Annotated in this window: 7 protein-coding genes; 6 read left to right on the top strand and 1 reads right to left on the bottom strand. The window is 37.6% G+C overall.

Features of this window, described 5'->3' with window-relative positions:
- Positions 1-36: 36 nt before the first annotated feature.
- Positions 37-582 carry a DUF1697 domain-containing protein gene (locus ACI6PS_RS01775; RefSeq protein WP_421010824.1) on the bottom strand — a complete coding sequence of 182 codons (546 nt, stop codon included), beginning with the start codon at positions 580-582 and terminating at the stop codon, positions 37-39.
- Between the two features lie 212 nt (positions 583-794).
- On the opposite strand from ACI6PS_RS01775, the gene recG reads away from it, so the two are divergent.
- From recG to pheT, 6 genes are all read left to right on the top strand, one after another.
- A complete protein-coding gene (gene recG / locus ACI6PS_RS01770; protein WP_421010823.1) occupies positions 795-2,900 on the top strand; it encodes an ATP-dependent DNA helicase RecG in 2,106 nt (701 codons plus the stop codon).
- A gap of 117 nt (positions 2,901-3,017) precedes the next feature.
- The gene (locus ACI6PS_RS01765) at positions 3,018-4,082 is read left to right on the top strand and encodes an efflux RND transporter periplasmic adaptor subunit (protein ID WP_421010822.1); all 1,065 of its coding nucleotides are present in this window, start codon (positions 3,018-3,020) and stop codon (positions 4,080-4,082) included.
- A 49-nt stretch (positions 4,083-4,131) separates the two neighbouring features.
- Positions 4,132-7,221 (top strand): efflux RND transporter permease subunit, encoded by a 3,090-nt coding sequence (locus ACI6PS_RS01760; protein WP_421010821.1) that lies wholly within the window; start codon positions 4,132-4,134, stop codon positions 7,219-7,221.
- 4 nt (positions 7,222-7,225) lie between these two features.
- On the top strand, positions 7,226-8,542 hold the full coding sequence (locus ACI6PS_RS01755; protein WP_421010820.1) for a TolC family protein: 1,317 nt from the start codon (positions 7,226-7,228) through the stop codon (positions 8,540-8,542).
- Between the two features lie 48 nt (positions 8,543-8,590).
- Complete coding sequence (locus ACI6PS_RS01750; protein WP_421010819.1) at positions 8,591-9,454, top strand: bestrophin family protein; 864 nt, start codon at positions 8,591-8,593, stop codon at positions 9,452-9,454.
- A gap of 91 nt (positions 9,455-9,545) precedes the next feature.
- Positions 9,546-11,969, top strand: a complete 2,424-nt coding sequence (gene pheT, locus ACI6PS_RS01745; protein ID WP_421010818.1) for a phenylalanine--tRNA ligase subunit beta — start codon at positions 9,546-9,548, stop codon at positions 11,967-11,969.
- Positions 11,970-12,192: the final 223 nt, after the last annotated feature.

The following is a 12,192-nucleotide window of genomic DNA, read 5'->3' as shown; positions in this document are numbered from 1 at the left end:
AACTCCAAATTTACAAAGGTTTGATAGAAAATTAGGTTATTTTTCTTCAAACATTTTCAACAACTGTGTCACGGTATTCCAATTTCGGATGGTGGAAATGACGTTTAATTTCTTTTCAATATATTTTTGGTCCAATCGAGTTTTACCTGCACCAACGGCATATTTGATATAGATTCTGTTTTCATCGATACTCACTTCATCTGGCTTAAACTGACTCATTTTTAAATCATTGATACTTTCCTTTTTCAAGGCAATCGAAACAAAAGCGACATATAACTTCTTGGTATCTACGTCTTTTTCATTCAAAAACGGATTGTTTTTAAAGCAAGCTGACAAGTCATTCTTTGCAATAACGATTACAGGAACTTCATGCCCAAAAACCTTGAAAATTTCCTGTTTGATCATAAAACCAACTTTGGAAGCATTTTCTTCCTCTGTGTCCACAAAAACATTTCCTGATTGGATATAAGTGGTTACATTCTGAAAACCGATGGCTTCCAGAGTAGTCTTTAAAGCTTCCATTTTGATCATATTATGCCCGGAAACATTGATGCCACGAAGTAATGCGAGATGCGTTGTCATATTCTTGTTATTTATAATTTCAAATGTATCATAAAAAAATCAAACCATTAAGGTATTAAGAAAATTAAGGCTTAATGAACCTTAATCTCTTACTGGTTCCAAAAAAAATCAATTTTAAAATTCCCAATTAAAAACTATCTTCGCTTTTGATAATTTTAGTTCTGCTTTTTCATTTTCAAATCATCAAATCAATTTATTTCCAAATCAACTAAATGTCCTATAATCTCCTCCAAACTCCAATCGAATACCTTAAAGGCGTTGGCCCGAATCGTGGCGAACTGCTTCGAAAAGAGCTGGGGATTCACAAATACCAAGACCTAATCAATTTTTTTCCAAATAGATATATTGACCGGACGCGGTATTATAAAATCAATGAACTGCAGCACAACAATGCCGAAGTTCAGATTATCGGAAAAATAATCAACATCAAAACCGTTGAACAAAAGAGAGGAAAACGTCTTGTGGCTACCTTTGTGGACGATACCGGACAAATGGAACTCGTTTGGTTTCAAGGCCATAAATGGATCCGCGAGAGTTTGAAACTGAATGTATTTGTTGTCATTTTTGGAAAATGCACATCTTTCAACGGATTGTTCAATATGGCACATCCTGAAATTGAACTGCTTTCGGAGCATGAACAAAGCCTTCGTTCGGCAATGCAACCGGTTTATCCATCGACAGAAACGCTTACCAACAGAGGCATCAGTAACCGAGCCATCAATAAAATGATGCAGCAGCTATTTCTCGAAACCCAGGCACTTTTCAGTGAGACGCTTCCTGATTATATCATAGAAGAATTAAAGCTGATCCCGAAAAACGCCGCCTTATTCAACATCCATTTTCCGAAAAGTGCCGATATTTTGGCTAGAGCCCAATTCCGATTGAAATTTGAAGAATTGTTTTTCATCCAACTGCAATTGATTACTAAAAATCTGATTCAAAAGCACAAAGTAAAAGGGCATCCTTTTGATAAAGTGGGCGAAAATTTCAACAATTTCTTCAAGAATCATTTGCCTTTTGATCTGACAAATGCCCAAAAAAGAGTGCTGAAGGAAATTCGAAACGATATGGGAAGCAATGCCCAAATGAATCGTTTGCTTCAAGGAGACGTAGGTTCGGGAAAGACAATTGTGGCTTTGATGACGATGCTTCTGGCGTTGGACAATGGTTTCCAGGCGTGTTTGATGGCTCCTACTGAAATCCTCGCCAATCAGCATTTCAAAGGACTAACCGAATTGGCTCAAAATTTAGACATCAACATCAAAATACTAACGGGTTCGACCAAAACTGCTGATAGGAAAATAATTCATGAAGAGCTGATAAACGGCACTTTACATATTCTTATCGGAACGCATGCTTTATTAGAAGATAAAGTTCAATTTCACAATCTTGGACTTGCCGTAATCGACGAACAGCATCGTTTTGGCGTAGAACAAAGGTCGAAACTTTGGAAGAAAAATGACATTCCTCCACACATTTTAGTGATGACGGCAACGCCAATTCCAAGAACTTTGGCGATGAGTTTATATGGTGATTTGGATATTTCGGTTATTGATGAATTGCCTCCTGGCAGAAAACCCATCCAAACCGTTCATCGATTTGATTCCAACCGATTGAAGGTTTGGAAATTTCTTAAAGATGAAATTGCAAAAGGGCGACAGATTTATATCGTTTATCCGTTGATTCAAGAATCTGAGAAAATGGATTACAAGGATTTGATGGACGGTTATGAAAGCATTTCAAGGGATTTCCCTTTGCCCGAATATGCGATTTCAATTGTTCACGGCAAAATGAAACCTGCAGACAAGGATGCTGAAATGGAACGTTTTTCGAAAGGCAAAACCCAGATTATGGTCGCGACAACCGTTATAGAAGTGGGTGTTAATGTTCCCAATGCCAGTGTGATGATTATTGAAAGTGCCGAACGTTTTGGGCTTTCGCAACTTCATCAGCTTCGTGGTCGTGTGGGTCGTGGTGCTGAACAAAGTTATTGCATCATGATGACTTCGCATAAGCTTTCAAACGACAGCAAGATCCGAATGGAAACGATGGTACGAACCAATGACGGTTTTGAAATTGCCGAAGTTGATTTGAAACTTCGTGGTCCCGGTGATATCATGGGAACCCAGCAAAGTGGCGTTTTAAATCTTCAAATCGCTGATATTGTTCGGGATAAAGATATTTTGCAATTGGCTAGACATCATGCGATGAAACTTTTAAAGGACGATGCCTCTATGGAAAAACCCGAACATCAAACCCTCCGAAAAATCTTCATCGAACTTTCAAAAAAGAAAAACATCTGGAATTACATCAGCTAGACTGCCTTTAAATTTAACACAAACAACTGTTAAATAATATTTAACGATAATAAACAGTCTGCTTTATAAGGTTTAGTTTTGTTCAAAACTAAATTCATCCCTACTTTTTATCACATTATGAAAATAAAATACATCGTTTACACCTTAATTATTGTAGGAATCGGTGCCTTCATAGCTTACAGAATTTCAGAAAATAGTGCCGGTGACGAAAAAAATGCTTCTAAAGGCGGAGATAAAAAACAACCTATCGGTGTAAGCGGAATTGTATTGCAACCCCAAGAGTTTGCTGATAATCTTTCGCTTTCGGGTTCCATTGAAGCCAATGAGCAGATTGATTTGAGAAGCGAGGTTTCGGGAATTGTGGAAAGCATCAATTTTAAGGAAGGTAGCTCGGTAACAAAAGGACAAATCCTCTTTAAAGTAAATGATACAGAGCTTCGTGCACAATTGGCACAAGTAAAAACGGCTCAGAATTTATCTTCCGAAAATGAAAGAAGGGCAAAATTATTGTTGCAAAAGGAAGCCATCAGCCAAGAAGAATACGACATTGCAAGTGCTGATTTTTTATCTGCGAAAGCACAAGCACAACTGATTCAAGCACAATTGGCAAAGGCTACTGTAAGAGCTCCGTTCTCAGGAAAAATTGGCTTGCGCTATATTTCACAAGGAGCTTATGTAACGCCAACTACCTTGATTGCAAAGCTTGTCAATACCAACCAACTTAAAATTACCTTTTCGATTCCGGAGAAATATGCTTCTCAGATGAAAGTGAACAGTACACTTACTTTTACGACAGCAGGTTCGAAGGAAAAATTTACTGCCAAAATTTATGCCATCGAACCAGAAATTGAAGTGGCAACAAGGACTTTGAAACTTCGCGCGATTGCACAGAATCCAGAAGGTAAATTATTTCCTGGAACTTTCGCTAATGTGACGCTTCCCCTGGAAAAGTTATCAGATGCCCTACTCGTCCCTACCGAAGCCTTGATTCCGATTCAAAATGGAAAGAAGATTTTTGTTTCTAAAAATGGTCAAGCCAAAGAAATAATCGTGGAAACGGGAGCAAGAACTGACAAAGACATCTTGATCACATCAGGTTTAAAAGCGGGCGACACTGTACTGACTTCTGGTGTAATGACCTTGAAAGATGGAAGTCCGGTAAAAGTAAAAATTCAAAAATAGATTTCAATTTAGGTCAATCCTAAATCAGAAATCTAAAATCTAAAATCTAATGAGTTTATCTACTTTAAGTATAAAAAGGCCGGTTCTGACGATTGTAATGAATGTATCTCTGATTCTGTTTGGAATTATTGGCTACACTTATTTGGGAATTCGTGAATTTCCATCGATTGACCCTGCTCAAATTTCGGTAAGAACGAGCTATTCGGGTGCCAATGCCGATATCATAGAGTCGCAAATTACCGAACCTCTCGAAAAAGCCATCAACTCCATTGACGGAATCCGAAACATCACTTCTTCTTCCAATCAGGGTTCGAGTAATATTACCATCGAATTTAATTTGGATAAAAATCTTGAGGAAGCGGCGAACGATGTCCGTGACAAAGTTTCGCAAGCGATTAGAAGCCTACCGCAAGATATTGATGCTCCTCCTGTTGTTTCTAAGGCTGATGCCGATTCGGAGCCCATTATTACGATGACAGTTCAGAGCGACAAGAAAAACGTCTTGGAACTTTCAGATTATGCCGATAACGTGATTGCACAAAGATTGCAGACGATTCCCGGAGTCAGTAGTGTCCAGATTTGGGGACAACGAAAATATGCGATGCGATTGTGGATTGATCCTGTAAAATTGGCTTCTTATGGTGTTACGGTTTCGGATGTTCTGCAAGCGCTAAACGCTCAAAACGTGGAACTTCCATCAGGAAAATTAACGGGTGCCAATACAGAATTGACGGTAAAGACATTAGGGAATCTTTCCAATGAAGAACAATTTAACAACATTATCATACGTGCCGAAGGCGAAAAGATTGTCCGTTTCATTGATATTGGAAACGCCTCATTGGAAGCCGAAAATCTTGAAACTAAATTGAGTGATTCCGGACAGCCGATGGTGGGTATGGCAATTATTCCCCAACCGGGAACAAATTATCTGGAAATTGCAGACGCTTTTTATGTTCAATACGAACAATTAAAGAAGGATTTACCAGCCGATTTCAAATTAAATATAGCGATTGACAATACGCTTTTTGTGAAGAAAGCTGTTCTTGAAGTTGCTGAGACGCTTTTAATTGCAATTATTCTTGTTGTTTTAATTATTTATTTATTCTTCAGAAATTGGGCGATTGCCTTCCGTCCATTAATAGATATTCCGGTTTCGTTGATTGCCACCTTCTTCATCATGTGGCTTTTTGGATTCTCCATAAATGTATTGACGCTGTTAGCGATTGTATTGGCAACCGGATTGGTTGTAGATGATGGTATCGTGGTAACGGAAAACATCTTCAAAAAAGTAGAGGAAGGAATGTCACCGATTGAAGCAGCGATAAGGGGTTCCAATGAAATTTTCTTTGCCGTAATTTCTATTTCAATCACTTTGGCGGCTGTATTCTTGCCGGTTATTTTCTTGGAAGGATTTGTCGGACGACTATTTCGGGAATTTGGCGTCGTCATTGGTGCCGCAGTTTTAATTTCGGCTTTTGTGTCGTTGACCTTGACACCAATGCTGAATGCCTATCTGATGAAAGGTGGCGAACAGAAAAAATCTAAATTCTACAATTGGAGTGAGCCCTATTTCTTGAAATTAAATTCAGGTTATGCAGATTCTTTAAAAAGTTTTATGAAGAGGAAATGGTTGAGTTTCCCAATTCTGATTGGTTGTATCGGTTTGATCATTTTGTTTTTTGGCATATTACAAAAAGAAACTGCACCTTATGACGATAGAAGTTTTGTGAGTGTAAATGTAACTGCTCCAGAAGGTGCTTCCTACGATTATATGGACCGCTTTATGAACGAACTGACAGAGTTGATAAATGATTCCATTCCTGAAAAGAAAGTGAGTTTGATTATTACTTCTCCAGGTTTTGGTGCTTCTTCTGTTAATAGTGGACGTGCAAGAATTGCATTGGTAGAAGCCAACGAAAGAGATCGTTCGCAAAAAGAGATTGCAGATAATTTGTCCAAATGGACCAAGCAATATTCGGAAGCAAAAGTATCCGTTTCGGAAACCCCAACCATTGCCGTCAACCGTCGTGGCGGATTACCGATTCAATACATCATTCAGGCTCCGAATTTTCAAAAACTTCAAGAAAAGATTCCTGAGTTTATGGACGAAGTTGCAAACGACCCAACATTCTCAATTACAGATGTTAACCTAAAGTTTAATAAACCAGAAATTTACGTCACGATTGACCGTGAAAAAGCACAAAGTTTAGGAGTTTCTGTCATTGATGTGGCACAAACACTACAACTTTCTTTGAGCGGACAACGTTTTGGTTATTTTATGATGAATGGAAAGCAGTACCAAGTGATGGGGCAATTTGACAAGAAAGACCGAAATGCGCCGATGGATTTGACTTCGATGTTTGTTAGAAATAACAACGGCGATTTGATTCAACTGGATAACTTGGTGACTATTGAAGAACAAAGCAGCCCGCCTCAATTGTACCATAACAACCGCTATATGTCGGCTACGGTTTCCGCAGGTTTGGCACCAGGAAAAAGCATCAGTGATGGAATTGCTGCCATGGAAAGAGTCAAAGAAAAGGTTTTAGATGAAAGTTTTACGACGGATTTAAGTGGAGAATCACGCGATTTTGTGGAAAGTAATTCCAATACTTCGTTTGCATTCGGATTGGCATTATTGCTTATTTTCTTGATTTTGGCCGCACAATTTGAAAGTTTCATAGATCCGTTCATCATTATCCTAACGGTACCAATGGCTGTTGCCGGAGCTTTATTTTCATTGTGGCTTTTCGATCAGACTTGGAATATCTTCAGTCAGATTGGGACCATTATGTTGATTGGTCTGGTAACCAAAAATGGTATCTTGATTGTCGAATTTGCAAACCAACTTCGAGAGCAAGGAAAATCAAAAATGGAAGCCATCATGGAGGCATCGGAATCCCGACTTCGTCCTATTTTAATGACAAGTTTAGCTATTGCTCTTGGCGCTTTGCCAATTGCAATGTCACTTGGAGCCGCATCCACAAGTAGAATTGGGATGGGTGTCGTAATCGTTGGAGGAACTTTATTCTCGTTGATTTTAACGCTTTTCGTCATTCCAGCGATCTATTTTATGTGGTCAAGAGAAAAAAAACACCGTCCTGAATTTGATAATATAAAAGAATATGAAAATGAATAGTGCTATGAATCGTAAACTCATTTTTAGTATTTGCTTGGTATTTCTTGCTGGTTTCTCAATGAAGTCTCAGGAAACGTTGACGGTTGAAGATGCTGTAAAAATCGCTTTGGAAAATAATTTTGAAATCAAGATTGCTTCCAATGATCTGAAAATTGATCAGCAAAATGTAAGTTTGGCTAATGCTGGAATTCTGCCAAGTTTAACTGCCAACGTTACCAATAACAACAGTATTTTGGATACAAAGCAAACACAAGGCGATGGAACGGAGCGGGAATTGGACAATGCTAGAAACCTTAATCTTACCTATGGAGTGGCCTTAAATTGGACTGTGTTTGATGGAATGCGAATGTTTGCAAGACACAATCAGCTCAAAGAATTGGAAAAATTAGGCGATGCCGAACTGAAGCTTACAATCTTAACCAAAATCAGTGATGTCATTACGACTTATTATGACATCGTTCAGCAACAGCAACAGTTATCAGCTTTAGACACCACAATCGTCATTTCAAATGTTAGAGTCACAACTGCAACGAATAGATATACAATTGGAAAAGCTTCAAAACTGGAAGTCTTGAACGCTCAAGTTGATTTAAACACCGATACCACTGAATTTTTAAGACAAAAAGAGTTGTATGCCAATACCAAAATCCAATTGAACCAAATCCTAGCAAGGGATCCAAATATCGACTTTAAAGTCAAAGAAGAAGTTCAAATAGACGAAAGCCTACTCCTACCCGATTTGATGATTTTGGCAGAAAAACAAAATCCCCAATTGCAAGCACAAGTCATTAATAAGAGAGTGGCTGAATTGGAATTAAAGCAGATAAAGGGCGATCGATATCCAACCGTAAACATCAGTTCGGGCTACAACTTTACCCGTTCTGAAGCTTCATTGGGCTTTATTACGCAATCATCCGGAAAAGGTTTTGTGTATGGTATCAATGCTACAATGAATATTTTCAATGGAGGTTTGCAGAATCGAAACGAAAGGATTGCAAAGCTACAGATTGAAAATTCCCAAATATTGATAGACCAGCAGAAATTGGCTTTGAACACGCAACTTTCAACTGCTTATCAAACCTATATGACCAACTTGCAATTGAGTAAATTGGAGGCCAAAAACGAAGAAATTGCCAAGCAAAATATGGACATTACGTTTGAGAAATTCAGAATTGGAACCATCACTACAACTACTTTGGAATTCAGAACGGCCCAGCTGAATTACATCAATGCAAAAGTGCGAAACAGTAATGCCCAATACCAAGCAAAAATCTCAGAAATTGCCTTAAAAGAATTGGCAGGAAATCTTAATTTTGATTAGTTGCACAAACCGATTTTTCAATTAAATTTGATGAAAATTCAACGCTAGATGGTTTCATACAATACAAAGGATTGGTTTACCTTTATTTTCCGTTTTCACAAAGCAGATACTTTCCGAAAATTAATCCCAATAATGCTTGCCATCGGTATCTATTCTGGCGCGGTCGGCTATTTAGAGGTTGAATATTGGAAGCTTTCCGATACCAATTACATCAAAAACATTACGATAATGCACGGAATGTTAGGTTTCGTGATTTCGCTATTGCTTGTTTTCCGAACCAATACAGCCTACGACCGTTGGTGGGAAGGTCGAAGATTATGGGGATCATTGGTAAATAACAGCCGAAATTTTGCCATTAAATTGGCCGTTCTTTTGAAAAATGAAGAAGACAAGGCATTCTTTCGAAAAGCAATTCCAAATTATGCATCTGTTTTGCACATTCACCTTCATAACAGCGATACGGGAAAACAACTTTTTGACAATTTAGATTTAGAGATCGATCATCACAAACACAAACCCAATCAAGTGGCAAAGTTGATGTTTGAAAAGTTGAACGATTTACATCTTCAAGGAAAAATTTCAGGAGATCAATTGATTGTTTTAAACAACGAATTTATGTCGTTTACCGATATTTGTGGTGCTTGCGAAAGAATCAAAAACACACCAATCCCCTATTCCTACAGTGCTTTTATCAAAAAATTCATCTTTTTCTACGTGATGACACTTCCATTTGGATATGCTTTCAGCCTTGGTTATTATGTTGTTCCAGTTGTAGTTTTTATCTTTTATGTTTTGGCGAGTTTGGAATTGATTGCCGAAGAAATTGAAGATCCTTTCGGTGATGACGAAAACGATTTGCCTACCAGAAAGATTTCTGAAAACATAAAAAAACATGTAGAAGAAATCATATAAAAGAGTTGATAAATCAGGAGCATTTTGCCCTTTTACAACTTTGAACCTCACAAAACATTGACTATATTTGCATCCTTATTAAAATTGACAAATGAAAATATCCTATAACTGGTTAAAACAATTCATCAAAACCGACTGGAATTCTGAAGAAACATCTGCCCTACTGACTGATTTAGGTCTTGAAGTGGAAGGTGTAGAAAAATATCAATCTGTAAAAGGTGGATTGGAAGGAATTGTAGTGGGCCACGTTTTAACCTGTGTTCAGCATCAAAATGCCGACCGATTGAAAGTGACAACTGTTGATTTGGGCGATGGTGACCCAGTTCAGATTGTTTGCGGAGCTAGCAATGTTGCTGCTGGACAAAAAGTGCCGGTTGCAACAATTGGGACCACTTTATATGATAAAGAAGGTAATTCATTTGTAATCAAAAAAGGAAAAATCCGCGATCAGGAAAGCCACGGAATGATTTGTGCCGAAGACGAATTAGGTCTTGGAACAAGCCATGACGGAATCATGATTTTGAATGAAGATTTAAAACCAGGAACTCCAGTTGCAAAGGTTTTCAATATTGAAAATGATGAAGTTTTTGAAATTGGCTTGACGCCTAATCGTGCTGATGCAATGAGCCACATGGGAGTTGCAAGGGATTTGAGGGCTGGATTATTACAGAAAAATATTTCTACGGAATTGATTACCCCTTCCATCTCTAATTTCAGGATTGACAAAAGAACCCTGAAAATGGACGTTTCGGTTCAAGATTCAAAATTGGCTCCGAGATATTGTGGTGTTACGATTTCGAATATTACGGTAAAACCCTCTCCTCAATGGTTGCAAAACCGTTTGAAAGCAATTGGTTTGACACCTAAAAACAATATTGTGGACGTTACGAATTATGTTCTTCATGAATTAGGACAGCCACTTCACGCCTTCGATGCATCAAAAATAAAAGGCAATAAAGTAATTGTAAAAACGGTTGAAGCGGGAACAAAATTCACAACTCTTGATGATGTAGAAAGAACTTTGCACGAAGAAGATTTAATGATTTGCGACGAAAACGGACCAATGTGTTTTGCAGGTGTTTTCGGTGGAAAAAACTCTGGCGTTACGGAAACCACAAGTTCTATTTTCTTGGAAAGCGCCTATTTCAATCCGGTTACAATCAGAAAAACGGCAAAAAGACATACTTTGAGTACTGATGCTTCTTTCCGATTTGAAAGAGGAATTGATCCAACGATTACAGAATATGCCTTGAAAAGAGCTGCTATTTTGATTCTTGAAGTTGCAGGTGGTGAAATCACTTCGGATGTTGTGGATATCTATCCTAAAAAGATGGAAGATTTTTCAGTGGTTTTGAATTTCAATAAAACTGCAAAAATCATCGGTCAGGAACTGCCAAAGGAAACCATCAAGAAAATATTGGCTTCTTTAGACATCAAAATCAACAGCGTTTCAGATGTTGGTTTAGGACTTATAATTCCAGCTTACCGTGTCGATGTTCAACGAGAAATTGATGTTATCGAAGAAATTCTTCGGGTTTACGGATATAACAACATCAACATCACTAAAAAATTCAACGCTTCTGTTTCCAATTCACCAAGAACGGAAGATTACAAAGTACAGAATATCATTGCCAATCAATTGACCTCTTTGGGCTTCAATGAAATGATGGCAAATTCGCTTACCACTCCTGATTATGTAGAATTATCAGAAAAATTAAATGCCGATTTCAATGTGATGATGTTGAATCCATTAAGCAAGGATTTATCAGCCATGCGACAATCATTATTGTTTTCAGGTTTGGAAGCCATTTCGTTTAACATCAACAGAAGAAATGCCGATTTGAAATTATTCGAATTTGGAAAATCCTACCATAAATTGCCTGGTGGATACGAAGAACACAAGCATTTGACGATGTTCATTACTGGAAATCGTTTGGCAGAAAGCTGGACAAACAATCAAAAGGTTTCGGATTTCTTCTTATTCAAAGGATACGTGAATACTATTCTTTCAAGATTAGGAATTGAAAAAGGACAAAACAAGCCAGTAGATTCAGACGTTTTCAGCGAAGGAGTTGCAGTATATTTAGGCACTGATACGATTGTAGAATTTGGAACGGTTAAAAAATCAATCGCAAAAGAATTTGATATCAAGCAAGAAGTTTTCTATGCTGATTTTAATTGGAATGTAATTTTAAAATTGATTTCAAATAAAATTAAATTTACCGAAATCCCGAAGTATCCAGAAGTTCGTCGTGACTTGGCTCTTTTGGTAGATGATAGCATTCAATTTGATGCTATTTACAACATCGCAAGACAATCTGAAAAAGGTTTATTGAAAGGAATCAATCTTTTCGACGTATATCAAGGAAGCAACCTTCCGGAAGGTAAAAAATCTTATGCAGTAAGTTTCACTATCCAAGATACAACCAAAACTTTAACCGATGTTCAGATTGACAAGATCATGAGCAAATTGCAGAAAAGTTTTGAAACAGAATTAGGAGCTGTATTGAGATAATTTTAAACAGACTACTATTAAAATGACTTGAAGCAATTCAAGTCATTTTTTTTTGTATTGTCATACATTATAAAAACTTTGCGTCTTGGCGACTTTGCGAGAATAATAGCTCGCAAAGTCGCCAAGACGCAAAGTATATAAAAGTCCTCCTCTATCTTTATTAGATAATTATAAACAAAAAAAGCCCCGTATTTCTACGAGGCTTTCATATTCAGATTAAGAA

Source organism: Flavobacterium sp. PLA-1-15, assembly GCF_049060005.1.
Lineage (GTDB): Bacteria > Bacteroidota > Bacteroidia > Flavobacteriales > Flavobacteriaceae > Flavobacterium.
Note: the sequence above shows the minus strand (reverse complement) of the source record. Positions and strands in the feature narration are given on the sequence as shown.